Raw genomic sequence first — 25,430 nt, 5'->3', positions numbered from 1 at the left:
GTCGAACCACTCAGGGCAATCGCGCTTCGCACTCCACCTCGAAGCGCGACTGCGCCTGGTCGAGCGCGTCGTCAGCGTCCCATCCGTGCGCGCGGAACCAGTAAAGGAGGTCGGCGATGACGTTAATCGCGGCCTCCTCCGCCAATGCCGTCGACAATCGGCCCCGGCACAGCGGCCGCTGCACCGCGCCCGTACCGGTGTACAGGCTCAACACGTCCGCTGCCCGGGCCAGTCGCGGCGTCGGCATGTGCTGCCGCTCGGCTCGGGCGACATCCATACGGAACTCGCACCAGGTCACCTTGTGATCCCCCGCAAGTTCCACGCCCCAGCGATCGCTCATGGCGTCGATCAGCGTCAGCCCTCGGCCCGCCTCCGCGTCCAGGTTCGCGCAGGTGAGCGTCGGTAGGGCACGAACGTCAGGATCGTGCACCTCGATGCGCAGGTGGGAGCTGCCAAGTGAAACGACGAGGGTGGACGGCGTCTCCGGCCCGATGTGCTTGATGACGTTGCCCACGAGTTCGCTGGCACAGATCTCGGCGGCGTCCGTCAGCTCGTGCAGCCCCCAGTACTCCAGATGGATTCGCAGAGCGCGCCTGAGGGCCCGGACCTGATGGGCCTCGGCCACAAAGGGCAGTCGCCAGGGCCGCGTCGGCCTCCATAGGGGGTCATCCATGTCTTACTCGCCTTCACTCTCGATGCCTCACCGTGATGGTGTCGCAACTCAGAGTTGCATTGAAACTCTCGAAATGGAACTCTCACCCTGACTCGCCGGGAGCATGCACCCGCAGCACGCGCCCCCGGCGCACATCGTCTTGCCGCCAGCGCCAGCGGAGCACGACGATCTACTGACCTAAGTGAGGACAGAGGACATGGCAGTCGGACCCACCACCCGCAGGCGTCAACTGGGCGCCGACCTGCGACGGCTCCGGGAGCGCAAGGGGCTGACCCTCGAAGAGGCAGGATCCCGGGTCGGCATCTCGAAGGCGACACTCAGCCGCTACGAGACGAAAGAAGGCACGGTCAAGTGGCCTGCCGTAGACGCCCTGTGTCGCGAGTACTCCGCGACCGACGAAGAGCGTTCGGCCCTGGTCGAGTTGGCGAAGGGGGCCAAGATCCAGGGATGGTGGCGGTCGCTCGCCGACCCCATCCCCGACTCCATGAATCTGATGCTCACCTTGGAAGACGAGGTCGTACGCGAGGATCACTACGCGTGTATGTACATCCCCGGGCTCCTCCAGACCCGCGCCTACGCGGAGGCGGTCCATCGCGCTTCAGAGGTGCACTGCGACGAGCGCGAAGTCCAGCACATGGTCGACATCCGCATGAAGCGCCAGGAATTGCTGGAGCGCAACGAGCCCCCGCGCGTCTGGTGCGTGATCGACGAAGCCGCGATCCGGCGTCAGGTCGGAGGCCGCGAGGTTATGCGAGAGCAACTCGCGCACCTGTTGACCTGCGCAGAGCGACCCCATATCACCGTCCAAGTCCTCCCGTTCTCCCTCGGCGCGCACGCGGCCGCGGTCGGGAGCTTCGTCACACTTCGTGGCCAAGCCCGTGAGTTGGACGTCGTGTACGTGGATCTCCTCGGTGGTGGGCTGTTCATGGAGAAGCCGGAGGAACTGGAGCGATATAGGTTGGCCTTCGACTACCTCAGCGCACAGGCGCTCGACCTCGAGTCCTCGATCGAGTTCATCGACAGGGTCAGCAAGGAGTGAGCCTTGATAGCAGTCAACCCGGCGCCCCACTGGTTCAAGTCCTCCTACAGCGGCGGTAGCGGCACGGAATGCGTGGAGTGCGCGCACGTCTCACACGGCGTGTTGATACGCGACTCCAAGACCATCGACGGGCCCGTCCTCCATGTGCAACAGACGGCCTGGCGCCGATTCATCGACGCGATAGGCCACGATGGGTAGACCGATCGCGTCCTTGCAACCGTCGGTGAACTGCGAGCCGCACTGCGCGCCGGTCGCGGGTTCCCTGGCGATCTGGATGACTTCGAAGCAGATCTCCAGCGCGCACTAGAGAGTATCTCGGAGGCCGACCTCAAGGCCGTAACCTCGGTGATCGTGGATTACCGAGGACGGATCCGCCTGCGTCAGGACCCCGAATTCGACGTCGCCCTCCAGCTCAGGCGCAGCGGTTGAATCCGTAGCTGCCGTAACACGGCGGAGTCGTCACTGCATCGGTCCGGGTCATACACCGCGCCATAGCTGTGACACCACAAGGGGTGGCCTGATTGACCGGCCGATAGCCTAGGCGTCGTCGACCAGTTGTACAGCCGGTCAGCCAGAGCGCGGACGCCTTACCCGTGCTCATGAGGGCCGCCCGCAGGACGTGGGCCGTCAGACGCCGGTCAGGGCGAACGTGCCCGTGCCGTCCTGTCTGCCGGTGGAGTACTGGCGTATGAACTCACCGTCGGCGTACCGGTCGTAGCCCATCATGGAACCGGTGTACTTGTTCTGCACACCGATCTTCGAGCTGCCGGGTACGTCGCGGTAGATGTAGAACCGCTGGAGGTCGTCCTCCGCGCAGGAGGCCGTCATCAGGACCGCTCGGTCGGTGGCCGCGTTCTCCGGGGCGATGGTCGCGCATCCGCCGTTGCCCCAGTTCCACAGGGACGCTTCGAGGACCCCGTCCTGCTCTGTCACGTCGCACAGGCGCCAGTTGTCCAGGTGGGCGCTGAAGATCGTCGAGGGCCGCAGCCGGACACCGTCGTCCGCCAGGAGTGGCGCGCCCCAGGACAGGGGCTTGCCGGGTACGGCGATCTTGTAGGCCTCGGCCGAGCAGTCGAGGGCGGCGCGCGCACCGGGCCCGGTGGCCCTGGGCTGTACGGCGACGGAGGTGCCGCCTGTGGGAGCCGCGCCCGGAGCGGGGCGCTCCTGCTCCTGCCGCGCCGCCGGTGCCACGGCATCCGCCGGGTGGTCCGCTGCCGCGGTCGCGGAGCCGCAGTCCAGGAGGGCTTGCGCCTTGGCCATGATGCTGTCGGCGGGCACGCTGTCCTGGCAGCGCACGGCGCCTTCCTCAAGGGTGGTGAAGGTGGTGAAGCTGCCGCTGCCGGGCCCTTCGGTCCACTCCAGCGACCAGCTTCCGTCGTCCTGTTGGGCGCGGTTGCAGTTGAGGCTTCCGTAGGTGCCGGTGACCTTCTTGGTGCCCTTGTAGAAGCCGTAGTAGCCCGGCTGGGTCAGGTTCCAGGTGACCGAGTTCGACTCCTTGCTGGTGGAGGTGTACTCGAGCTTCACGTCCAGACCGACGGTCGCCTTGACGTTGCTGAGCGCCTCGACCGCGAAACTGGTCTCGATCGTGTCGTTGAGGCCGACGGAGACCGCGATGACCGTCGTGGTGTCGGTGCTGACGGTCTGCTGACCGGTGGTGCCCTCGGTGACGTACCAGCCCTTGAAGTGAGTGATCGTCGGCGACACTTCGGTGGTCTTGATGTACGGGTGGCGGGTGCCGAGGTCGGCCGCCGTACAGCTGTCGCCGGGCCGGGGCGCCGCGGTGTCGGTGGGCGCCGTGCTGTCGGTGGGTGCCGCGGTGTCGGTGGGTGCCGCGGTGTCGGTGGGTGCCGCGGCGGCCGGTGAGGCGGCAAGGCTCGTGGCGGTGACCGCCCACGCGGCCGCCGCGGCCGTCACTGCCACGAGCGATCTGGCGACGCGGCCGACGGGTCCTGTGGAACGCATCGTTTCCTGTTCCCCCCTGTGCGTATGTGTCCGGTCGGGGTGAATGTAACGGCCAACCAGGGTGGTGGCGTGAGACCCGAACTCGCCACGAATGACCACGGAAGGGCCTGTTCCGCACCCCTGTCGCAGGCCGTTGCGCAGGCCGTTGCGCAGGCCGTTGCAGGACCGGGCCGGGGACGGATATTCGCTGTCCCGCCGACCCCACGAGGGCGCAGGATGACGACCATGACTCTGGCCACCCCCGCCCTGCACACCGCTCGGCTGCGACTGCGGCCCTTCGCCGAGGCGGACGCGGACTTCCTCTACGCCCTGCACAGCAACGCCCACGTGATGCGCTACTGGGACTCCCCGCCGTGGACCGGACGGGCTCGCGCCGAACGCTTCCTCGCGATGTGCCGGACGATGGCGGACGAGGGCACCGGAGTGCGGGTGGCCGTCGAACGCGCCTCCGACGGGGCCCTCGTCGGGTGGTGCTGCCTGGTCGAGTGGAACCCGGTCTACCGCAGCGCGTCGCTGGGCTACTGCCTCGACGAGGCGACGTGGGGCCACGGTTACGCGACGGAGGCCGCGCACGCGCTGCTGAAGTGGGCGTTCGGCACGCTGGACCTGAACCGGGTCCAGGCCGAGGCGGACACGCGCAACGCGGCGTCCGCCCGGGTGCTGGAGAAGCTCGGGTTCGTGCGCGAGGGGACGCTGCGGGAGGACTGCGTCGTCGACGGCGAGGTGTCCGACTCCTGGGTGTACGGGTTGCTCAGGCGGGAGTGGCGGCCCACGGCCGTACCGGGCTCGGCCTCGGCCCCGGACCCGGCCCCGACCTCGGCCCGCTGAGTGGGCCTCGCGCCCCCTTCCCGCGGCGGCCTCGTCACCCGCGCAGTGCCGCTCTGCGCATGAGCCTCTCCAGGTCCCGTTCACCGTCGGGGGTCTGCGCCCCGTCGCGCAGACCCCGGCCGATCAGTTGCCGCACGGCGGGCAGCGCGATCTGGGCGGCCCACGCCTCGTTCTCGCGGGAGAGTCCGTCCGTGAGGGGTTCGGCGGGCAGCGCTCGCTTGGCCGCTTCGACGACGCCCGCGGGCAGGGCGGCGATGTCGCGGGCGACGCGGTCGACGTACGCGTCGAGCCGGTCGGCCTGCAGCGCCCGGTTGATCCAGCCGTAGGACGCCGCGGTCTCGGCGTCGAAGAGGTCCGCGGTGAGTACCGCCTCCAGCGCACGGTTGCGGCCCACGCGCTCACGGAGGTACTGCGTCCCCCCGCCGCCGGGGACGATGCCCATGAGCGCCTCGATCTGGCCGAGGCCGGCGGTCTCGACGGCGGCGAACGCCATGTCCGCCGCGGCCACGAACTCCGCCCCGCCTCCCCGGGCCTTCCCGGCGAGCTTGACGATGGTCACCTGGGGCTGGTGGCGCAGGAGCTCGCCCAGCGCCTGGAAGACGTTGACGCCCGGCGGCGCCGACGCGGCGAGCTCTTCCAAGACGTCCATGTCCTCCGCGATGCCCATGTCCACGTGGGCGAGGAAGAACTCCGGGTCGGCGCTGGAGAAGACGATGACCCGGACCGACGCGTCACCTCTCAAGGCGTCGAGCACCGTGCGCAGTTCGCGCATCATCGTCGCGTCGAGCACGTTGACCGGCGGGTTGTCGAGGACGATCCGGGCGACGCCGCCTTCGACGTCCAGGCGCAGGGTCGTACAGCCAGAGGTGTTCAAGAGCGTCTCCATCGGTTACCGGAAGATGTGTAGGTTTGCGATGCATACCTACCGTCGATGACACCTTCGGGACCGTCAAGAACGCACTTCGGAGGAACCAGGGATCATGAGGGATACCGATCCGTACGGCGTCGGCACGGGCACATCCGTCGTCTTCCGGGCGGACTGCCCCAGCCGGCCTATCCTCGACCAGATCGCGGACAAGTGGTCGATGATGGTGATGGCGCTGCTGGAGCGGCCGATGCGGTTCAACGAGCTGAAGCGCCGCCTGGAAGGTGTGACGCAGCGCGTCCTCACCCAGACACTGCGCCGCCTGGAGCGGAACGGAATGATCCGGCGCAAGGTACTGCCGACCTCACCGGTCGGTGTCGAGTACTCGCTCACGGCGCTGGGCGAGTCCCTGCGCGAGCCCTTCGGGCATCTCTACGACTGGACCGTCGAGCACAGCGAGGAGATCCACGACTGCCGGCGGGAGTACGACAGCAGGACCGGCGCGTAGCGGAGGCCCGCCCGGGCCGCCGGTGCTGCGGAGCCTGCGGTGGGCCGGTGTGAGCGCTCCGCCGAAGGCCCGGGCCGCTACGCGTTCCGCGCGCGTCCCTGAAGTGTTTCCCCGTCACACCCCTTCTGTTCGCCGTGCCCGGCTACTTTCGCGTGGCCCGGTCCGGCAGCAGGAGAGGTATGTCCATGAGCGCCCCTGTCCACCGCACCTCCGAACGGCCTTCCGCAGCCGCCCTGGCAGCGGCCCGGCAGCGTCGTGAGGAAGGACGGACCGGGCGTCCGTCCGGGACCGGGACCTCGGCGGAGCAGGCGTTGCTCGGGCTCCAGTCCAGCATCGGGAACCAGGCGGCGGCCGCCACGGTGCAGCGCGCCAGGGGCAGGACGCTGGAACGGGCCCCGGGGACCGACGCCGACCGCCCCGGCTCGGCGCCCGGCGCCCGGCGCGCCCCCGGCGGTCCCACCCGACGCGCCTCCGACTCCGGCACCCAGGGCATGGAAGTCGACCCCGCCCTCCGGGAACAGGCCACCGCCGCGAGGCGCGCGGCCCTCGCGGCCGGATTCCCCCCTTCGGGCCGCACCCGGCGCGGCTCCGACACCGACACCCGGCCCGGTCCCGCCGGTCTCCCCCGACGCGGCTCCGAGTCCGGCACCCACGGCATGGAGGCCGACCCCGCCCTCCGGGAGCAGGCCGCCGCCGCGAGGCGCGCCGCCGAGGAGAAGGCGGCGGCCGAGGAAGCGGCGGAAACGCGACGCCGCGTGCGCGCGGGGGCGGAAGCGACCGCGGGCACGGCACGGAACCGCAACACGGCGAAGAAGGCGGCAGGCGAAGCGGCGGCGAAGGGAGCACGTCTCCTTGCGGAGGCGGAAGCAGCCGCAGCGGAAGCGGCGGAAATACAGCGACGGCGTCGCGCGGGGGCGGAAGCGGCGGCGGCCAAGGCGCGGGAGCGCATCGCGGCAGCCGAAGCGGCGGCAGCGGAAGAGGACCGGCTGCGCCGCGAGGCGGAAGCAGCCGCCGAAGCGGATCGGAGCCGCCGCCGCGAAGAGGAAACACGGCCGGCCGTCGTGGAGGAAGCACGTCCGGCCGTCGTGGAGGAAACACGTCCGGCCGTCGTGGAGGAAACACACACCGCCGTCGAAGAGGAAGGGGAAGCAGCGGTACGCGCCCCGGTCGAAGAGGAGGAAGAGGCACGCACCGCCGTCGAGGACGTCACGCTCACGCCCGAGGAACGCGCGGCCAGAGACGCACGCCTCGCCGAACTCGCGGCCCGCTTCGCCCCGTCGGGCCGCACGCGACGCGGCTCGGACCTCGACTACTGGCCCGACCCCGCCGACCTCACCCGGCGCGGCTCCGACTCCGGCGTCCGGTACACGGACGTCGGCGCCGCTCCCTCGGAACACACCGACACGGCCACGGACGACACACGTGCCGCCGCCGATGCCAGGGCGGAGGCCAGGAGTGATCGCCTGAAGGCGGTCGCCGAGAACGCGGACCAGGGGAAGAAGCTCCTGGAGCCCGGGGACGCCCTGGGCAAGGGTGTCCAGGCTCCCACCGCCGCAGGTCTCGGCCAGGAGGCCACCGAAGCGGCGGCCGCCGCCCCGGAGAACGACACCGCCGCCGCCGCGAACGCTTCCGCCCTGAAGCACGACGCCTCCGCGACCGGGGTCTCCGGCGCATCGCTGAGCGCCGTCACGGAACTCCTCTCCTTCGGGGCCAGCGTCGCGGACTCGTTCAGGAACCTGAGGACGGCCCTGGAAAAGGGGAGCGGGGCCGGCTACCACAACGCTCACAAAAAGGGCAAGACCAAGGCGACCGACGCGGGCGTCAGCGTCGCCAGTACGGGTGCCAACGCCGGCACCATCGCCAAGGAGGCGGTCAAGCTCCAGGGTGTGGCAAGCACCGTGGCCGCCACCGAGGCGAGCGGTGTGCTCAGCGGCGTCGCCGGTGTGGCCAAGAGCGTCCGGGCCGCCTTCAAGTCCAAGGGCGCGATCGAGAAGATCCACGGTCTGAGGCGGCTCCAGAAGGACAACGCCGCCCACTCCAAACGGCTGCTCCGACTGGAGGCCGAGGCCAACACCGCCGAGCTCAACGCCCGTTTCGCCCGCGAAGCCGTGGAGCGGGCGAGGAACGACCGCGAAGGCCGTACGGAGGAGGAGTGGGCGGCGGGCGTCAGGGCCGCCGGGGCCGCATACGAGCAGGTGGCGCTGATCGAGGCCCGGGCCAAGGCCGACTTCCTCAGTAACGCGCGGGACCTGGAGGACCTGAACTTCGCCACGAATCTCGCGAAGAGCAGGAAGGTCAGCCAGGCGGTCAAGGAAATGGGAGGCGGCGTCGTGGGCGAGGGCCTCAAGGGAGGGGGCGGCATCGCCACCGTGGCCATCGTCGCCACCGGGGCTCTGGCGTCCAACCCGGCGGGCTGGATCACTGCCGCGGTAGGGGCGGGCCTCGTCCTCACCACCGCCGCCTACAAGGGAGGCAGCGCGGCCTACGGACGATTCCAGGAGGCCCACCATCCCGAGCTCTACACGCCGGAGGGCGAGCCGATACCGACGGCCAAGGGCTCCGGGGATTCGCTGCTGCACGCCATGAAGTTCTGGAAGAAGATCACGAGGTACAAGCGCCAGCTGGCGGCACACAAGATCTACAACATGGTCGCGCGTGAGGACACCGATCCCGCCCTGCGCGCCTCCGCCCTGCAATTGCTGATCCTGATCAAGGCCGGTCCCACGGACCACAAGCTGGATCGGGACGAGTGGGAGGCGAGCCTCAAGCAACCGGCGAAGAAGGGCGACTGGATCAAGGAGATCACAGACCAGCTCGCCTCCAGTTGATGACGCGGCGGGGCGGGAGCAGGGGGAAGCAGGCGGTACCGGCCCCCAGCTCCCGCCCTGCTCGGTCGGCCCGGACCGCCAGGTCGGCCCGCTCAGCCGTCGGCCGGATGCTCGCCCGGCGCCTCCCGCAGCGCCTCTCCCAGCACCTCCCGCATGCCGACCGGTTCCCGTCCCAGCAGCGCGGCCAGCGTCGGGTCGGCCGTGGCGAACTCACCGGCGCGGGCGGCGGCGAAGATGCCGAGGATCTGGTCGGCGTACTGACCGGGCACGCCCTGGGCCACCAGCTGGTCGCGAAAACCGGTCTCGGGTGCGGTGCTCCTCCTGAACTCCCGGCCCGTCACCTCGGACGCGAGGGCCGCGATGTCGTCGAAGGTCAGCGCCCGCGAGGCGGTGAGGGGCGGGGTGGGACCCTCGAAGCGGCCCTCGTCGGCGAGTACGGCGGCGGTCGCCTCGGCGAGGTCGCCGTGCGTGGTCCAGGCGACCGGGCCGTCCTCGGGGAGCCGTATCTCACCGGTCTCCAGGGCGTGGTCGAGGAAGCGCGTCGCGCTGGCGGCGTAGAAGCCGTTGCGCAGTGAGGTGAAGGGGGCGCCGCAGTCGCGCAGGATCTCCTCGGTGGCGGCGTGGTCGCGGCAGGCCTGGAAGCAGGACGCCGCGCCGGCGCCCATCTGGCTGGTGTAGAGGACGCGGCGGGCACCCGCCGCGACGGCCGCCCCGATCGCGGTGCGGTGCTGCTCGACGCACTCCTCGCCCATTTTGTCCACGGAGACGACGAGGACCTGGGAGGCGTCCTCGAAGGCGTGGGCGAGGCTACCTGCGTCCGTGAAGTCGCCCCTGCGCACCCGCACCCCCCGGTCGGCGAAGGCCCGCGCCGGCGGACTGCCCGGGTCGCGGACGCTGATGCCGACCTGCTCCGGCGGGACGCGGGCGAGCAGGTGCTCGACGATCCGATGCCCCAGCTGTCCGGTGGCTCCGGTCACGATGATCATGTTGCGCTCCTGTGGTCACGGGCAGTGGGTTCCCAAGGGAATGTTTCCAATGGAACCATCTCAACAGTAACAGCGATATTCACGATGGCAACACACTTCCGATATCCGCGGTATCGTCAAGCCATGTCCTCCCGTTCAGACCAGACCCGGCAGCGGGTCATCGAGGCCGCGATCGGCCTGCTGACGCGCGGCGGCCGCGACGCCGTCACCACCCGCGCGGTCGCCGAGGCGGCGGGGCTGCAACCGCCGGCCATCTACCGGCTGTTCGGCGACAAGGACGGACTGCTCGACGCGGTCGCCGAGCACGGCTTCGCGAGCTTCCTCGCCACCAAGCACGTCGACCCCGACCCGCGGGACCCCATCGAGGACCTGCGGGCCGGCTGGGACCTCGCGATCGAGTTCGGTCTGGCCAATCCCGCGCTGTACACGCTGATGTACACCGAACCCGCGCGGACGGGATCGGCCGCCTTCAAGGCCGGCATGGAGATCCTGATGGGCCGGATGCGGCGGCTCGCCGCCGGCGGATGGCTCCGCGTGGACGAGGAACTGGCGGCCCAGATCATCCACGCCACGGCGCGCGGCGCGGTGCTCACCTGGCTGTCCCTGCCCGAGGAGCGGCGCGACCCGGCCCTGTTCACCACCCTGCGCGAGTCCATGGTCGCCGCCGTCACCCACGAGCGTCCGGCCGTGCGGGACGCCGGTCCCGCGGGCGCCGCCCGCGCGCTGCGCGCCACCCTCCCCGAGCAGACGGTGCTCAGCGAGGCGGAGCAGCGGCTGCTGACCGAGTGGCTGAAGCGTCTCGCCGACGGCGACTGAGCCTTTACCAGCGAGCCGCTTTCAGGTCCAACTCCCTTTTCAGCCAAAGGGGTTCGGCCGTCATGGGGGCATTTTTCGCGTCAAACCACCGACGGTTCCGGGTCGTGGTCACGAGACCGACACGACCAGTGAGCACGACGTGAGCACAAACGGTATGGTCCCTTCCCGTACGCCGAACACCGGTCGCGGATACGGGAGTTCGAGGCGCCTCGGGACGCGCGGTCCCGGTCCGTCTCGAGTCCGCGTCATCGGCATCCCCTGCTTCGTACCGGCCCTCGCGTGTTCCCGGGAGATCCATGTCGTGCGCCTTCGCCGTCCTCCGCATCGCTGCTGGCTCCGCGGCCCGGAGCGGCCGCGGGAGACAACGGTCCGCTCCGGCCCGCTGAGAGCCCGACCGACGGCTTCCGATCCGTGAGGACCTGATGACTGAACTGATAGTGACCGCCACCGCCGTGCTGGCGGTGGCCGGAGTCGGGGCCGCGTGGTACTTCCGGCGCAAGGGCGAGCAGGCCCGGCGCCGGGCCGAGCAGCTGCGCGAGCACGCCGACCTGCTCACCCTGCAACTCGTCGCCGCCGAGCAGTGCGTGGGGCAGCTCGCGGCCACCGTGATCCCGGCGGCGGCGAAGGGCGGCCAGGGCGACTCGGGCCCTGCGGGCGGGCTGCTCGTACCGGCGCAGCTCGACGGGACACCGCTCGCCGAGCGGCTGCGTGCCGTACCCGGCGCGGTGGCCTCGGCGGTGGCGGACGTACGGGCGCGGGAGCGGGCGGCCGCCGAACGGACCGCGGCCCACGCCGCCGACCAGGTGCGGCAGGACGCCGAGCGGCAGATCGCACAGGTGCGGCGCGAGTCCGTCGGCGTGGCCCGGGCCGCGGTGCGCGGCTTCGCCAACAACATCGTGGCCCGCTCGGCGCGGCTGGGCCGGGCCGTCAGCCAGGGCGTACGGCGGCACATCTCGGACGAGGCGTACGCGACGCTCGTGGAGATCGACCACCTCGCGCAGCAGATGCTGCTCACGGCGTCGGGGTACTCCGTGCTCGCCGGGGACAAGCTGTCCCGGCGCTGGCCCGCCACCACGTTGACCGACATCGTGCGCGCGGCCATGGGCCGGATCGAGGGGTACGAGCGGATCAAGCACCCCGAGATGGGGTCCGTGGTGGTCGAGGGCCGCGCCGTGGAGGCGGTCGTGCACGCGCTGGCCGTACTGCTGGACAACGCGCTGCGCTACTCGCCGCCCGCCGCCAGTGTCCACGTCTCGCTGGAGCAGGGGCACCACGCCTGCTTCCTGATCGTGGACGACGCCGGACTGCGCATGGACGACGAGCGGCTGCTGTGGGCCAGCGACGTGATGTCCGGCGAACAGCGCGACGACATCACGCGCCTGGGCGCCCACCCCCAGACCGGGCTGCGTGTCGCGTCCCTGCTGGCGGAGAACTACGGCTTCCGCGTCGAGCTGACCGCGCCCAACATCTACCAGGGGACCCGGGCCATGGTCGTCCTGCCGAAGAACCTGATCGTCGACCCGGGGGCGGCCCAGCCGGTGCCGCACGCGGCGTCCCGCACGGCGCCGCCGAAGGCCGTCGCGCGGGCGGCGGATCCGGCCGGGGACCACACCACGGACCAGACCGGGGAGCAGGCCGCGGAGCACACCGCGACCGCGCCTTCCGTCACGCCCGCCGCCCCCGAGCCGGTGCCGATCGCCGAACCGGCCGCGTCCCAGGCCGGCCCCGCCGCCCCCTCGGCCCCCGCCCCCGCGAGCACCACCGCCAGCGGCCTGACCGTCCGCCGGCGCTCCACCGCGCCCACCCCGGCGCGCCGCACCACCGCCCCCGACGACACCGGGCCCGGTCGTCCCGCCGTCGCCGCCGCCTGGGCGGCCGGCACCCGCCGCGGCCGGGAGGGGGAGCAGCCTTCCCCGGCCTCCGCCGACACCACCCGCACCGTCACCCCCACCGCCGCCCGCACCACCCCCCACGACGCCGCTGACGACGAAGGACTCTGATCGTGCAAGACACACACACCAACAGCCTGGGCTGGCTGCTGGACCAGGAACTCGGCAGCGTCGAGGGCGTCCGGTACGCCGTGCTGATGAGCAGCGACGGGCTGCTGAAGGCCCGCACCCGGACGATCGGCCAGGACGACGGGGAGAAGTTCGCCGCGCTGACGGCGGCGCTGCGCGCGGCGGGCAAGGCCTGGGACGAGTTCACCGGCGGGGCGGGGATGCGGCAGCTGCTGATCGAGTCGGTCGGCTGCATCGGCCTGACGACGACCGCCGCGAGGAACACCATGCTGTCGGTGTGCACGACCGGCCCCGACGCCGACGTCGGGCTGATCTCGCACCACATGGTGCGGCTGGCCACCCGGGTGGGACACGAGCTGGCCACGGAGGAGCGCGTACCGGTCGCGGACGGCGGCTCACCGGTATGAGCGGGCCGCGGCGCGATCCCGACATGGTCCGGCCCTACGTCCGCACCGGGGGCCGGATCCGCGCGCGCGAGGACGTGCGCCTGGAGAGCGTGGTCATCGCCGCGACCGGTCCCACGGACACCCTCGGCCCGGACGCCCGCCGGGTGATGCGGCTCTTCGCGGGTGCGGACGGCGGCCTGGCCGTCGCCGACATCGCGGCCGCGCTGGAGCTGCCGCCCTCCACGGTGCGCATCCTCGTCTCCTCGCTGATGGACTCCGGCCACCTCTCCAGCCCGGTCGCCGCGATCGACGACCAGCCCGACTTCGACCTGCTGCAGGAGGTACTCCGTGGACTTCGCTCCCTTGTCTGACCGGGCCGACCGGACCGGCCGGACCGGCCGGACCGACGAGTCCACCGGGGCCGAAGGCACCGACCGGTCCGTCACCTACGTCCCCGCCACGGTGACCCGGTCGGCCAAGATCGTGGTCGCGGGCGGCTTCGGCGTCGGCAAGACGACGCTGATCGGCAGCGTCTCGGAGGTACGTCCGCTGCGGATGGAGGAGCCGATCACGCAGGCCAGCGCCGGTGTGGACGACCTGCGCGGCACCCCGCACAAGACGACGACCACCGTGGCGATGGACTTCGGCCGCATCCACATGGCCGGCGGCCGGATCGCGCTGTACCTGTTCGGGCTGCCGGGCCAGTCCCGCTTCCAGCCGCTGTGGGAGGACCTGGCCGAGGGCGCCCTCGGCTGCCTGGTCCTGGCCGACACCCGCGACCTCGACGCCTCCCACGACGCCCTCGGGCTGCTGGACGGCGCGGGCATCCCGTACGCCGTCGCCATCAACACCTTCCCCGGCGCGCCGGCTTACCCCGAGGCCGAGCTTCGCGAGGCGCTGGCCCTGGAACCGGCCACGCCGCTGACGTACTGCGACGCCCGCGACCGCACCTCCTCCCTGCACGCCCTGATCACGCTCACGGAGTACCTCTCCGAGCACCGTTCAGCCGCCCTCCTGGAGTCCCGCCGATGACGTTGCCCTCCACCGAGACCGCGCCGACGAGTGAGCCGGGCCGGTTCGCCCTGTACGCCCCGGAGTTCGCCGCCGACCCGCACGCCGCCTACCGGCGCATGCGCCGCACCCACGGTCCGCTCGTCCCGGTGGACCTGGCGCCCGGCGTCCCCGCGACCCTGGTGATCGGCTACTACCAGGCCCGCCGCATCCTGAACGACCCGCTGCACTTCCCGGCCGACCCCCGCGCCTGGGAGAAGCTGATCCCGGCGACCTGCCCGGTGCGGCCGATGATGGAGTGGCGGCCCAACGCGCTGCGCTCGGGCGGCGCCGAGCACGCCCGCTACCGGGCGGCCAACACCCACGCCATCGACCAGGTCGACCAGCACGGGCTGCGCGCCCTCGTCGAGCAGGTCGCCGACGGCGCCATCGACGCGTTCCGCGCCGCCGGTTCGGCGGACCTGCTCACCCAGTACTCCTTTCCCATCGCCTTCCGCGTGCTCAGCGCGCTGCTCGGCTGCCCGGACGAGATCGGGCAGCGCATCGCCGACGGCATGGCGAAGATCTTCGACACCACCAACGCCGACCAGGGCAACGTGATCCTCGCGCAGGCCGTGTCCGACCTCGTGACCCTGCGCCGGACCCACCCGGGCGACGACATCACCTCCCGGCTGACCCTCCATCCCGTCGGGCTGAGCGACGAGGAGATGAGCCATCAGCTCGTCACGCTCTACGGCGCCGGGATCGAACCCATGACCAACCTGATCAGCAACACGATCCTGAAGATCCTCACCGACGAGGAGTTCTCCGCGGACCTGCACGCCGGGCTGTCCACGGTGCGCGACGCGCTCGACGCCGTCCTCTACACCGACCCGCCGATGGCGAACTACTGCATCTCCTATCCCCCGTACCCCGTCGACGTCGAGGGCGTGCTGCTGCCGGCCGACCAGCCGGTGGTGATCTCGATGGCGGCCGCGAACAACGACCCGGCCCTCACCGAGGGCGTGCCCGCGGGACAGCACGGCGGCAACCGCGCCCACCTGGCGTGGAGCACCGGCCCGCACACCTGCCCGGCCCGCTCGCACGCCTACCTCATCGCCGAGACCGCGGTCACCCACCTCCTGGACGCGCTGCCCGAGACGGACCTCGCCCGTCCCGCCGCCGAACTGACGTGGCGCCCCGGCCCGTTCCACCGCGCCCTCGAATCCCTGCCCGTCACCTTCCCCGCCGCGCAATCCGCCGCACACTAAGGAGCCAGGCCATGGCGACCCAGCAGCCCGTCCTCGTCCTCGACCCCACCGGCGCCGGTCACCACGCCGAGCACCGCACCCTGCGGGAGGGGGGCCCGGCCACCCGGGTGGACGTCCTCGGGGTCCAGGCCTGGTCGGTCAGCGACCCCGTCCTCCTCAAAAAGCTGCTGACCAGCCCCGACGTCTCCAAGGACGCCCGGGCGCACTGGCCCGCCTTCGGCGAGGTGGTCGGCACCTGGCCGCTCGCCCTGTGGGTGGCGGTGGAGAACATGTTCACCGCCTACGGGCCGGGCCACCGCAAGCTGCGCCGTCTGGTGGCGCCCGCCTTCAGCTCCCGTCGCGTCGACGCGATGCGGCCGGCCGTCGAGTCGATGGTGACCGGGCTCGTCGACCGGCTCGCGGAGCTTCCCGCCGGTGAGCCGGTGGACCTGCGGCAGGAGCTGGCCTACCCGCTGCCCATCGCGGTGATCGGTCACCTCATGGGCGTGCCCGAGGACCGGCGCGACGGCTTCCGCGCCCTCGTGGACGGCGTCTTCGACACCACCCTGGACCAGGCCGAGGCGCAGGCCAACACCGCGCGCCTGTACGAGGTCCTTGACCAGCTCATCGCGGCCAAGCGCGCCACCCCGGGCGACGACATGACGTCCCTGCTCATCGCCGCGCGGGACGACGAGGGCGACGGCGACCGCCTCTCCCCCGAGGAGCTGCGCGACACCCTGCTGCTGATGATCAGCGCCGGTTACGAGACCACCGTCAACGTCATCGACCAGGCCGTGTACTCCCTGCTGACCCGCCCCGACCAGCTCGAACTGGTCCGCAAGGGCGAGGTCACCTGGGGGGACGTGGTGGAGGAGACGCTGCGCCACGAACCGGCGGTCAAGCACCTGCCGCTGCGGTACGCGGTCACGGACATCCCGCTGCCGGACGGGCGGACCATCGCCCGCGGGGAGGCGATCCTCGCCTCCTACGCCGCCGCCAACCGACACCCGGACTGGCACGAGGACGCCGACACCTTCGACGCCACCCGCACCCTCAAGGAGCACCTCGCCTTCGGCCACGGCGTCCACTTCTGCCTGGGCGCGCCGCTGGCCCGCATGGAGGTGACCCTCGCGCTGGAGAGCCTCTTCGGCCGCTTCCCGGACATCCGCCTCGCCGATCCGGCCGAGGAGCTGCCGCCGGTGCCCTCGCTGATCAGCAACGGCCACCAGCGGCTCCCGGTCCTGCTGCACGCCGGCTGAGCGGCACGCCGCGGGACCAGGGGTCGGGAAGCCGGGGGTCGACGGCCGGAGCCGGGGGGTTCAGCCGAACATCCCCGGCTCGTAGTCGCCGGCCGGCTGCTGGGTGATGACGTTCAGCCGGTTGTAGGTGTTGATGACGGCGATCAGTCCGACGAGGGCGGTGAGCTGCTCCTCGTCGTAGTGCTTCGCCGCTTCCGCCCAGGCCTCGTCGGTGACGCCGCCGGAGGCGTCCGCGATGCGGGTGCCCTGCTCGGTCAGCTCCAGGGCGGCGCGCTCCGCGTCGGTGAACACCTTGGCCTCCCGCCAGGCGGCGATCAGGTTGAGGCGCAGCGAGGTCTCCCCCGCCTTCGCCGCGTCCTTGGTGTGCATGTCGAGGCAGAAACCGCAGCCGTTGATCTGGCTGGCGCGGATCTTGACCAGTTCCTGGGTCGCGGCCGGCAGCGTCGAGTCGCTCACGGCCTTGCCCGCGGAGTTGATGTGCCGCAGCAGCTTGCCGGCGAGCGGGTTGGCGAACAGGTTGAGGCGCGCTTCCATGGTGGATTCCTCCGTCGTCGCATGTCTGGTGTCCGGCTTCCGGGCCGTACACAGCTACGACGGATGCCGGCGGCGCGATGTGACAGGTGGCGGCGCGACCCGCCTGTGACCTGCGTCTCACCCGTTGGGGATCGTACGTTCCAGCAGTCGGCTCAGCGCGTCGGTCACGACGGCCGGGCGCTCGTCCATCACCCAGTGACCGGCGTCCTCCAGCATGGTCAGCTCGGCGCGGGGCACGGACCCGGCCAGCTCGGTGGCGATCGCCGGGCTCAGGTACGGGTCCGCGCGGCCCCAGACGACCGCCGTCGGGCAGGTGATGCCGCGCAGCCGCCGGCGCAGTTCGGGGCGGACCGGGGTGCGGTACTCGGCGAAGTAGTGGAGCAGCCAGCGGCGGCCCTCGGGCGTGGCCATCCAGCCGACGTAGCCGTCCAGGACGCGGGCGTCGAGGTGGCCGGCGCGCACGAGCGGCGCGAAGGAGCGGCGGTGCAGGGCGGCGTACGGCAGGTGCCGCGCCGGGCGGCGGAGCACGGGGCTGCGTCCGAGGAGGCCCAGCAGGCTGAACACGGCGTACCAGCGGCGGGTGAAGGTGGCGTGCGCGCGGCTGTTGAGGAGCGCCAGCCTGCGCACCCGGCCGGGGTGGTCCTCGGTGAAGCCGAGGGCGAGGAAGCCGCCGTAGTCGTGGCCGACCAGGTTCACCGAGTCCAGCTCCAGCGCGTCGAGGAGCGGGCCGAGCCGGGCGACCTCCGTGCCGTAGTCGAAGGGCAGGTGCAGGGGGCGCTCGGAGGCGCCCCAGCCGAGGAGGTCCGGCGTGATGACCCGGTGGCGGGCGGACAGGGCCGGGACCTGGTGGCGCCAGCTCCGGTGGTCGGCGGGGTAGCCGTGCAGGAGCAGTACGGGCTCGGCGTCCGGCGGTCCCGACTCCCAGCAGGCGACGCGGGCGCCGTCCAGCGTGATCGTCCGGGGGCGGGGCGGATCGTACGTGCCGGGACGCTGCGTGGTCATCGGTCTCCTTAGGGTGCTCATCTCCCCCAACGGAGCGGATACCCGCAAGTGTCACGATCAGGGCTCGGTGTTCGGCCGAAAGGGGCGGGGATTAGCCTCGGTCCCGACAAGTCGGTACGGCCGGAGCGGGTCCGGCCGGCGTCGGAGCAGGAGGCACAGATGGCGAAGGTTCCCAGCGCGGTGGTGGCCGCGGGCGGTCTCGTCGGCGGGTACGGCGTGGCCCGCTGGACCAGGAAGCGGCAGCTCGGCGGGGCCGTGCTCGCCGTCGCCGGGGCCGCCGCCGCGCAGCAGTGGCGGGCGCGGGCCGGCGGGAGGGCCGCGGGCGCGCTGACGGCCGCGTACGTCGCCGGCTTCGCCGCCTCGCACCCGCTGGCCAAGAAGGTGGGCGCCTGGCCCGCCGTGTTCGGTGCGGCGGGCGCCGTGGCCCTGGCCTCGTGGGCGGTCGCCGACCGGCGCGCCTGAACGCCCGCGGCGCCGGTCAGGGGCGGTGGGTGAGCACGTTGATCACCCGGCCGTTGGGATCCCGTACGAAGAAGCGCCGCACGCCCCACTCCTCGTCCCGCGGCTCCCGTACGATCTCGGCGCCCGACGCGGTCACCTGGGCGTAGACCGCGTCGACGTCCTCGACCTCGACGCTCAGGTCGGGGACGACGGGCGCCGTGCGCTCCTCGGTGAAGAGGCTGATCTGGGCCGTGGGGTTGGACGGGGAGGCCAGGGTCGTCACCCAGCCCATGTCCATGACCTCCTCGAAGCCGAGCAGGCCGTAGAACTCGCGGCTCGTGTTCCACTGCCCCTCGGTCTCGACGTGGATGTTGGGGACGATCCTGCGGATGGTCATCGGAGGCTCCTCGACGTCTGTGCCGGGTCGGGTCGGCGTCTGGGACGCTACGCGGTCCTCGCCGCGGAGCCGGCCGTTCCGGGCGAGTCCGGAGCCGCCGTCGACAGCGGTTCGGCGATGTCCTCCAGCGAGCGGCGTTCCGCCTTGACCGCGAGGAACGCCGCGACCAGACCGGCCGCGCACATCAGGCCGGCGCCGATCTGGAAGGCCATGACCGTGTCGCCGACCACGCCGGACTCGGTCAGGTCGGCGAAGAGCAGCGGGCCGCTGATACCGCCGGCGGCGGTGCCGAGGGCGTAGAAGAAGGCGATGGCCATGGCGCGGGTCTCCATCGGGAAGATCTCGGAGACGGTCAGGTACGCGCTGGAGGCGCCCGCCGAGGCGAAGAACAGCACCACGCACCAGCAGGCCGTCATGGTCGTCGCCGTGAGCGAGCCCCGGTCGAAGAGCCAGGCCGTGCCGAAGAGCAGGATGCCGGAGAGCAGATAGGTGCCGGAGATCATGATCCGGCGGCCGACGGTGTCGAAGAGCGGGCCGAGCACCAGCGGACCGCAGAAGTTGCCGGCGGCGATGACGGCGAAGTAGTAGCCGGTGCTGCCGGTCGGCACGTCGAAGAAGGTGATGAGGATGGTGCCGAAGCCGAAGGTGATCGCGTTGTAGAGGAAGGCCTGGCCGATGAAGAGGGACAGGCCGAGGATCGCGCGGCGCGGGTAGCGGCCGAAGACGGTCTTGGCGATCAGGCCGAAGCCGATGGACTTGCGCTGGTGGATGGTGATCTCACCGGCCGGCGGCGGCAGTTCCTTGCCTTTCTCCTCCTCGATCTCCCGTTCGACGGAGGAGACGAGGGCGTCCGCCTTCTCGCCCTGGCCGTGGATGAACTGCCAGCGTGGGCTCTCCGGGACGTGCCGCCGCACCAGCAGCACCACCAGGCCCAGGATCACGCCGAGGGCGAAGCTGAGCCGCCAGCCGAGGTCCTTGGCGAAGATGTCGGTGTCCAGCATCACGATCGACAGCAGGGCGCCGCCGATCGCGCCCAGCCAGTAGCTGCCGTTGATGATGAGGTCGACCCGGCCCCGGTAGTGGGACGGGATCAGCTCGTCGATCGCGGAGTTGATCGCCGCGTACTCGCCGCCGATACCGAAACCGGTGAGGAAGCGGAAGAGGAAGAACCACCAGGACTCGAAGGAGACCGCGGTCAGCGCGGTGGCCGCCAGGTAGACCACCAGCGTAATCATGAACAGCTTCTTGCGGCCGTGCCGGTCGGTCAGCCAGCCGAAGAACAGGGCGCCCGAGCACGCACCCGCCACGTACAGGGCGGCGGCGAGGCCGGTGATCTGCGCGGAGCTGATGTCCAGGCCGCTGCCGTCCTCGGCGATGCGTCCGGCGACGTTGCCGACGATCGTGACTTCCAGGCCGTCCAGGATCCAGACGGTGCCCAGACCGATCACGATCATCCAGTGCCAGCGCGACCAGGGCAGCCGGTCCAGGCGGGCGGGGACGGCCGTGGTGACCGTCCCGGTGGAGGCGGGCACCGGACCCGACGACGACGCTTGTGCTGTCATGGCTCCCTCTCCGTCGAGCGAACGCCTCACGTGTGCCCAACGCGGGAGGGAACACGCCCGCCGCGCCGGGAGCTACGCCCCCAGGATGCGGGAGACCGTGTAGATCAGCAGCCCGGCCAGGGAGCCGACCACGGTGCCGTTGATGCGGATGAACTGGAGGTCGCGGCCGATGTTCGCCTCGATCTTCTTCGTGGTGTGCTCGGCGTCCCAGCCGGCCACCGTGTCGGTGATCAGGGAGGTGATCTCCTTGCGGTAGGTGGTGACGACGTACACCGCGGCGCTCTCCACCCAGCGGTCGACCTTGCCCTGCACCTTGGGGTCGGAGGCCATCCGGGAGCCCAGGGACAGCAGGGAGGCGCGCACCCGCAGCCGCAGCTCGCTGCGCTCGTCCTCCGCCGCCGAGACGATCATGGATCGTACGGCCGTCCAGGCGGACGCGATCAGGTCCTGGACCTCGCCGCGGCCCAGTACCTCGGTCTTCAGCCGCTCCACGCGCGCGCGGGTCTCCGTGTCGGACTGGAGGTCGGCGGCGAAGTCGGTGAGGAAGCGGTCGAGGGCGCCGCGCGCGGGGTGGGCGGGCATGTCGCGCATCTCGGTGACGAAGCGCAGCAGCTCCTTGTAGACCCGGTCGCCGATCTTCCGGTCGACGAACCGGGGGGTCCATCCGGGTGCCCCGCCCTGTACGGCGTCCATCACCGAGTCGCCGTGCAGGATCAGCCAGTCGTGGGCGCGGGAGACGATCAGGTCGACGGCGCGCTTGTGACCGCCGTCGGAGACGACCCGGTCCAGCATCTTGCCGATGCCGGGGGCGATCTCCTGGGCGTCGGCACGGCGCGTGATCGCCTCGCCGACCACCGCCTGGACGTCGGAGTCGCGCAGCACGGTGAGGGCGCCGCGCAGGGCGGCGGACAGCTCGGCCGTCACCCGGTCGGCGTGTTCGGGCACGGCGAGCCAGGCACCGAGGCGGCTGCCGATGCCGACGGCGCGCAGCCGCTGGCGCACGACGGCCTCGGAGAGGAAGTTCTCCCCGACGAACTCGCCCAGCGAGACGCCGAGCTGGTCCTTCTTCTTCGGGATGATCGCGGTGTGCGGGATGGGGATGCCCAGGGGGTGGCGGAAGAGCGCGGTGACCGCGAACCAGTCGGCGAGCGCGCCGACCATGCCGGCCTCGGCGGCGGCCGACACGTAGCCCGCCCAGGCGCCCGCGCCCCGGTGGGAGGCCCACTCGGCCAGGACGTAGACCACGGCGACGAAGAGCAGCAGGCCGGTGGCGGTGAGCTTCATCCGGCGCACCCCGCGGCGCTTCTCCTCGTCCGCCGGGCTGAAGGACGTCATCGCGCGGTCGCGGACCGCACCGGCGCCCGCACCGCCGAGGTCCGCCCCCGCACCGCCCTCCCCGGCACCCCCGGAACCACCTGTACCTCCCGCGCCCTCAGGAAGTTCCGCCCTCGTGCGTTCCATCCGCTCCACCGTTCGCTGATACGTACCTCACACATTGTCCCTTCCTGACCGACTCCTGGAACGGAACACAAGTTCCCGGCGTCTGTCCCGGGAGGGGGAACGCCCGGGGCTCCTGCGGCCTTTCCTCCGCCCGTGACGCATCATGGGTTCATCGGACCGGAGCCTCGGGGCTCCCCTCGCCCGAGGAGAACAGAACAGCATGACCCGGGGTCGTGACGGGGGTGCGGGGGCGCCTCCCACCAAGCACCGTGCCCTGCTCGCGGCGATCGTCACCCTGATAGTGGCGATCTCCGCGGCCATATACGCCGGAGCGTCCGCGGACGACGGCACCAGGGACCACGCATTGCAGGCCGGAGGCCGTCTCCCGCGGGGTGACGCCGCCCCCGCCTCCACGGGCGCCTGGGTGGGCGCCTGGGCCACCGCACCGGCCGCGGCCGAGCCGGGCACCGAGACGACCGGCATGGCGGGCCGCTCCGTGCGCAACCTCGTGCACACCTCGGTCGGCGGCACCAGCGCGCGGATCACCCTGTCCAACCTGTACGGCCAGTCGCCGCTGACCGTCACACACGCCTCGATCGCCCTGGCCGCGGGGCCCGGCACGCCCGCCGCGGCCACCGGCACCCTGCGCGTGCTGACCTTCGGAGGCAGCACCCGGGTGATCATCCCGGCGGGCGGCCAGGTGATGAGCGACATCGCCCGCATCGCGATCCCCTACGGCACGGACGTCCTGGTCAGCACGTACTCCCCGATCCCGTCCGGGCCGGTGACCTACCATCCGCAGGCCCGGCAGACCAGTTACCTCGCCGAGGGCGACCGCACGGCCGACGTCACCGCCGTCGCGTACACCACCCCCACGCCGTACTGGCGCTACCTGACCGCGCTGGACGTGCTGAGCCACGAGGCCGACGGCACGCTGGTGGCGTTCGGCGACTCGATCACCGACGGCCTCGGCGCCGAGGCCGACGCCAACCACCGCTGGACCGACATCCTCGCCGCGCGCCTGCACGAGGCGGCCGCCACCGGCCGGAACACGCCCCGCTACAGCGTCGTGAACGAGGGCATCAGCGGCAACCGGATCCTGACCAGCAGGGCCGGCCGCCCGGCCGACAACCCGAGCGGGCTGAGCCGCTTCGAACGCGACGTACTGGAGCGCACCAACGCCAAGGCCGTCGTCATCGCCCTCGGCGTCAACGACATCCTGAACAGCCCGGAGCTGGCCGACCGCGACGGCATCCTCACCGGCCTGCGCACCCTCGTCGACCAGGCGCACGCCCGGGGGCTGCGGGTGGTGGGCGCGACGATCATGCCGTTCGGCGGCCACCGCGGGTACACGAAGGCCCGCGAGACGATGCGGCAGGAGATCAACGAGGAGATCCGCGCCGGCCGGGTCTTCGACGCGGTCGTCGACTTCGACAAGGCGCTGCGCGACCCCTACGACCCGCGCAGCCTGCGCTCCGACTACGACAGCGGCGACCACCTGCACCCCAGCGACAAGGGGTACGCGCGCATGGGCCGGATCCTCGACCTCGACGCGCTCAAGGGTGCGACGCCGGTCGCGGCGTAGCGGGACCCACCCGGGGTGCCAGGGGGCGCGGCCCCCGTCCCGCTCAGTTCTCGCCCCGCCGGCGGCGGTCGCGGTCCTCGCGGCGCAGCTCGCGCTGCTCGCGGCGTTCGTCACGCTGCTCGCGCAGCATGTCCCGGTGGCCCTCCAGCATCCTGCGGTGGGGCCCCTCCACGCTCTCCCGGACGGAGTCGTGCAGCTCCCGCAGCGCGGCCTTGCGCTCCAGCTTCTCCTGCCGGCGCTCCTCCTTCAGCCGCTGCCGCTGCGCCCGCGTCACCTTGCGCTCGACGCCGACGCCGCCCCAGAAGGCGAAGCCCGTCACGATCACGCGCGGGGCGCCCGGGTCGCCCGGGACGCCCTCCTCGCTGTGGTCGAAGCCGCCCATGATGCCGAGGCCGCGCACGACCACCTCGACGCCCGGCGGCACGACCACGTTCATCCCGCCCATGATCGCCACGCAGTTGATCACGATCTCGCCGGCCGCGAAGTCCGCCTCGCGCAGGTCGATCTCCCCGCCGCCCCAGAACGCGAAGCAGTTGAACCGCCTCGGCGCCGTCCAGCGCCCCTTGCGCTGGAAACCGGACATCACGGCGACCGCCCAGGTCGACGAAGCCTCGCCGCCGGTGATCCGGCCCGACCAGCCGCCGGCCCGCTCGGGCTCCTTCGTCATCGAGACCCGCGGCGCCTCGGCCACCGCGCCGACCGGCAGGTCGCGGGTGATCGGCGCCAGTTCCCCGTACGTACGCGCCTTGTACGTGGCGTCCAGCCGCTCCTCGAACTCGGTCATGTCCAGGCGCCCCTCGGCGAGGGCGTCGCGCAGGACCTCGGCGACTCGTTCACGGTCGGCGTCGGAGGCGCGGAGTTCCGGGGCGTCGTCGGTCATGTACAGCAGCCTACGAGGTCACCGCGCCCGGCACTACGCGCCCGCGCGTTCCGCGTACATCTTCGCGATGACCGACTCGATGTCCGGCTCCCGCACCGACAGGTCCACCAGCGGATACCGGGCCGCGACCGCCGCCACCAGCCCGGCCGCCGACGCCGACGCCGGGAACGCCAGCCACTGCCGGGGCCCCTCCACCCGCACCACCCGCGCGGGCTCCGGCGCCTCGATCGGCGGCAGCTCCCGCTCCAGGTCCACCACCAGGGTGCGTTCACTCTCCCCCGCCTCGTGCAGGCCGTCCAGGGGGCCGTCGTACATCAGCCGCCCGTGGTCGATGACCATCACGCGCGAGCAGAGCTGCTCGATGTCCTGGAGGTCGTGCGTGGTCAGCAGCACGGTCGTGCCGCGCTCGGCGTTCAAGTCCCGCAGGAACCCCCGCACCTTGGCCTTGGAGACCACGTCCAGGCCGATCGTCGGCTCGTCCAGGTACAGCACCTCCGGATCGTGCAGCAGCGCCGCCGCGATGTCGCCGCGCATCCGCTGGCCCAGCGACAGTTGGCGCACCGGCACGTCCAGCAGCTCACCGAGCTGGAGGAGTTCGACGCAGCGGTCCAAGTTCTCCCGGTAACGGGCGTCCGGGATGCGGTACATGCGGTGCGTCAGCCGGTAGGAGTCGATCAGCGGCAGGTCCCACCACAGCGTCGTCCGCTGCCCGAAGACCACCCCCATGCGGTGCGCCAGCCGGGTCCGCTCCCGGGACGGGTCGATGCCGGCCACCCGCAGCCGCCCGCCGCTGGGCGTCAGGATGCCGGTGAGCATCTTGATCGTCGTCGACTTCCCGGCGCCGTTCGGGCCGATGTAGCCGACCATCTCGCCGCGCGACACCGTGAACGACAGCCCGTCCACGGCCCGCACCTGCCGCCGCTCCCGCTTCAGGAAGCCGGTCTTCTTGCGCACGTCGAAGACCTTCTCGACGCCGTCCAGCTCGATGAAGGCCGCCGCGTGCGGCGCCGCCGCGCCCACCGCCGCCGAGGACTCCGCCGCCCGCTCCGCCTCCGCCGCCCGCTCCGTCTCCGTCCCGGACTCCGCCGTGTCCGCCATGCCCGCCGTCTCCGTCCCGGACCCCGCCGTGTCCGCCATGCCCGCCGTCTCCGTCCCGGACCCCGCCGTGTCCGCCATGCCCG

The 25,430-nt window shown here is 71.8% G+C and carries 25 protein-coding genes; 14 read left to right on the top strand and 11 right to left on the bottom strand.

Going from position 1 to position 25,430, the window contains the following annotated elements:
• Positions 1-10 precede the first annotated feature (10 nt).
• Positions 11-673, bottom strand: coding sequence for an ATP-binding protein (locus tag ACZ6IM_RS00850; protein WP_469553555.1), 663 nt, complete (start codon positions 671-673; stop codon positions 11-13).
• A gap of 196 nt (positions 674-869) precedes the next feature.
• On the opposite strand from ACZ6IM_RS00850, the gene ACZ6IM_RS00845 reads away from it, so the two are divergent.
• Both ACZ6IM_RS00845 and ACZ6IM_RS00840 read left to right on the top strand, forming a co-directional pair.
• Complete coding sequence (locus ACZ6IM_RS00845; RefSeq protein ID WP_469553553.1) at positions 870-1,712, top strand: helix-turn-helix domain-containing protein; 843 nt, start codon at positions 870-872, stop codon at positions 1,710-1,712.
• A 3-nt stretch (positions 1,713-1,715) separates the two neighbouring features.
• On the top strand, positions 1,716-1,910 hold the full coding sequence (locus tag ACZ6IM_RS00840) for a DUF397 domain-containing protein (RefSeq protein ID WP_469553551.1): 195 nt from the start codon (positions 1,716-1,718) through the stop codon (positions 1,908-1,910).
• A gap of 429 nt (positions 1,911-2,339) precedes the next feature.
• Here ACZ6IM_RS00840 and ACZ6IM_RS00835 read toward each other — a convergent pair whose 3' ends face one another.
• On the bottom strand, positions 2,340-3,674 hold the full coding sequence (locus ACZ6IM_RS00835; protein ID WP_469553550.1) for a hypothetical protein: 1,335 nt from the start codon (positions 3,672-3,674) through the stop codon (positions 2,340-2,342).
• A 225-nt stretch (positions 3,675-3,899) separates the two neighbouring features.
• Between ACZ6IM_RS00835 and ACZ6IM_RS00830 the strand changes: the two genes are divergently transcribed.
• Entirely contained in the window at positions 3,900-4,502 is a 603-nt protein-coding gene (locus tag ACZ6IM_RS00830; protein ID WP_052841770.1) for a GNAT family N-acetyltransferase, read from the top strand.
• A 34-nt stretch (positions 4,503-4,536) separates the two neighbouring features.
• Here the strand turns inward: ACZ6IM_RS00830 and ACZ6IM_RS00825 are convergent, their stop codons facing one another.
• Entirely contained in the window at positions 4,537-5,376 is an 840-nt protein-coding gene (locus ACZ6IM_RS00825) for an enoyl-CoA hydratase/isomerase family protein (RefSeq protein ID WP_469553548.1), read from the bottom strand.
• Between the two features lie 106 nt (positions 5,377-5,482).
• Here ACZ6IM_RS00825 and ACZ6IM_RS00820 point away from each other — a divergent pair, with 106 nt between their 5' ends.
• Positions 5,483-5,875, top strand: a complete 393-nt coding sequence (locus tag ACZ6IM_RS00820) for a winged helix-turn-helix transcriptional regulator (RefSeq protein WP_052841668.1) — start codon at positions 5,483-5,485, stop codon at positions 5,873-5,875.
• Between the two features lie 185 nt (positions 5,876-6,060).
• A complete protein-coding gene (locus tag ACZ6IM_RS00815; RefSeq protein ID WP_469553546.1) occupies positions 6,061-8,703 on the top strand; it encodes a hypothetical protein in 2,643 nt (880 codons plus the stop codon).
• A 92-nt stretch (positions 8,704-8,795) separates the two neighbouring features.
• On the opposite strand, the gene ACZ6IM_RS00810 is transcribed toward ACZ6IM_RS00815, so the two are convergent.
• The gene (locus ACZ6IM_RS00810; protein ID WP_052841670.1) at positions 8,796-9,689 is read right to left on the bottom strand and encodes an NmrA family NAD(P)-binding protein; all 894 of its coding nucleotides are present in this window, start codon (positions 9,687-9,689) and stop codon (positions 8,796-8,798) included.
• Positions 9,690-9,812: 123 nt separating this feature from the next.
• Between ACZ6IM_RS00810 and ACZ6IM_RS00805 the strand changes: the two genes are divergently transcribed.
• The 7 genes from ACZ6IM_RS00805 to ACZ6IM_RS00775 all read left to right on the top strand — a co-directional run bounded on the left by ACZ6IM_RS00805 (position 9,813) and on the right by ACZ6IM_RS00775 (position 16,408).
• The gene (locus ACZ6IM_RS00805) at positions 9,813-10,505 is read left to right on the top strand and encodes a TetR/AcrR family transcriptional regulator (protein WP_052841671.1); all 693 of its coding nucleotides are present in this window, start codon (positions 9,813-9,815) and stop codon (positions 10,503-10,505) included.
• Positions 10,506-10,927: 422 nt separating this feature from the next.
• Positions 10,928-12,505, top strand: a complete 1,578-nt coding sequence (locus ACZ6IM_RS00800) for an ATP-binding protein (RefSeq protein WP_052841672.1) — start codon at positions 10,928-10,930, stop codon at positions 12,503-12,505.
• A gap of 2 nt (positions 12,506-12,507) precedes the next feature.
• Positions 12,508-12,930: a roadblock/LC7 domain-containing protein gene (locus tag ACZ6IM_RS00795; RefSeq protein ID WP_052841673.1), complete on the top strand. Its 423-nt coding sequence runs from the start codon at positions 12,508-12,510 to the stop codon at positions 12,928-12,930.
• Complete coding sequence (locus ACZ6IM_RS00790; protein ID WP_052841674.1) at positions 12,927-13,280, top strand: DUF742 domain-containing protein; 354 nt, start codon at positions 12,927-12,929, stop codon at positions 13,278-13,280. Before ACZ6IM_RS00795 ends, ACZ6IM_RS00790 begins: the two co-directional genes overlap by 4 nt.
• Positions 13,258-13,941 carry a GTP-binding protein gene (locus tag ACZ6IM_RS00785; protein WP_469553542.1) on the top strand — a complete coding sequence of 228 codons (684 nt, stop codon included), beginning with the start codon at positions 13,258-13,260 and terminating at the stop codon, positions 13,939-13,941. The genes ACZ6IM_RS00790 and ACZ6IM_RS00785 overlap by 23 nt, the downstream gene beginning before the upstream one ends.
• Complete coding sequence (locus ACZ6IM_RS00780; RefSeq protein WP_052841675.1) at positions 13,938-15,170, top strand: cytochrome P450; 1,233 nt, start codon at positions 13,938-13,940, stop codon at positions 15,168-15,170. Before ACZ6IM_RS00785 ends, ACZ6IM_RS00780 begins: the two co-directional genes overlap by 4 nt.
• 11 nt (positions 15,171-15,181) lie before the next feature.
• Positions 15,182-16,408, top strand: a complete 1,227-nt coding sequence (locus ACZ6IM_RS00775) for a cytochrome P450 family protein (RefSeq protein WP_052841676.1) — start codon at positions 15,182-15,184, stop codon at positions 16,406-16,408.
• A 60-nt stretch (positions 16,409-16,468) separates the two neighbouring features.
• Here the strand turns inward: ACZ6IM_RS00775 and ACZ6IM_RS00770 are convergent, their stop codons facing one another.
• Together ACZ6IM_RS00770 and ACZ6IM_RS00765 are read right to left on the bottom strand one after the other, a co-directional pair.
• Positions 16,469-16,942, bottom strand: a complete 474-nt coding sequence (locus tag ACZ6IM_RS00770; RefSeq protein WP_052841677.1) for a carboxymuconolactone decarboxylase family protein — start codon at positions 16,940-16,942, stop codon at positions 16,469-16,471.
• Positions 16,943-17,059: 117 nt separating this feature from the next.
• Entirely contained in the window at positions 17,060-17,944 is an 885-nt protein-coding gene (locus ACZ6IM_RS00765; protein ID WP_469553540.1) for an alpha/beta fold hydrolase, read from the bottom strand.
• A gap of 159 nt (positions 17,945-18,103) precedes the next feature.
• On the opposite strand from ACZ6IM_RS00765, the gene ACZ6IM_RS00760 reads away from it, so the two are divergent.
• Positions 18,104-18,406, top strand: a complete 303-nt coding sequence (locus ACZ6IM_RS00760) for a hypothetical protein (RefSeq protein ID WP_052841679.1) — start codon at positions 18,104-18,106, stop codon at positions 18,404-18,406.
• 16 nt (positions 18,407-18,422) lie between these two features.
• On the opposite strand, the gene ACZ6IM_RS00755 is transcribed toward ACZ6IM_RS00760, so the two are convergent.
• From ACZ6IM_RS00755 to ACZ6IM_RS00745, 3 genes are all read right to left on the bottom strand, one after another.
• Positions 18,423-18,782 (bottom strand): VOC family protein, encoded by a 360-nt coding sequence (locus tag ACZ6IM_RS00755; protein ID WP_052841680.1) that lies wholly within the window; start codon positions 18,780-18,782, stop codon positions 18,423-18,425.
• 47 nt (positions 18,783-18,829) lie between these two features.
• Entirely contained in the window at positions 18,830-20,344 is a 1,515-nt protein-coding gene (locus ACZ6IM_RS00750) for an MFS transporter (protein WP_052841681.1), read from the bottom strand.
• A 72-nt stretch (positions 20,345-20,416) separates the two neighbouring features.
• Positions 20,417-21,805 (bottom strand): DUF445 domain-containing protein, encoded by a 1,389-nt coding sequence (locus ACZ6IM_RS00745; RefSeq protein ID WP_469553538.1) that lies wholly within the window; start codon positions 21,803-21,805, stop codon positions 20,417-20,419.
• Between the two features lie 199 nt (positions 21,806-22,004).
• Between ACZ6IM_RS00745 and ACZ6IM_RS00740 the strand changes: the two genes are divergently transcribed.
• Positions 22,005-23,369 carry an SGNH/GDSL hydrolase family protein gene (locus ACZ6IM_RS00740; protein WP_469553536.1) on the top strand — a complete coding sequence of 455 codons (1,365 nt, stop codon included), beginning with the start codon at positions 22,005-22,007 and terminating at the stop codon, positions 23,367-23,369.
• A 43-nt stretch (positions 23,370-23,412) separates the two neighbouring features.
• Here ACZ6IM_RS00740 and ACZ6IM_RS00735 read toward each other — a convergent pair whose 3' ends face one another.
• Complete coding sequence (locus ACZ6IM_RS00735) at positions 23,413-24,249, bottom strand: DUF1707 SHOCT-like domain-containing protein (protein WP_469553534.1); 837 nt, start codon at positions 24,247-24,249, stop codon at positions 23,413-23,415.
• A gap of 33 nt (positions 24,250-24,282) precedes the next feature.
• A complete protein-coding gene (locus tag ACZ6IM_RS00730) occupies positions 24,283-25,347 on the bottom strand; it encodes an ABC transporter ATP-binding protein (protein ID WP_469554234.1) in 1,065 nt (354 codons plus the stop codon).
• Between the last annotated feature and the right edge of the window lie 83 nt (positions 25,348-25,430).

It is taken from the genome of Streptomyces sp. NPDC042336, from assembly GCF_055581985.1.
This window is presented reverse-complemented; position numbering and strand designations above follow the sequence as displayed.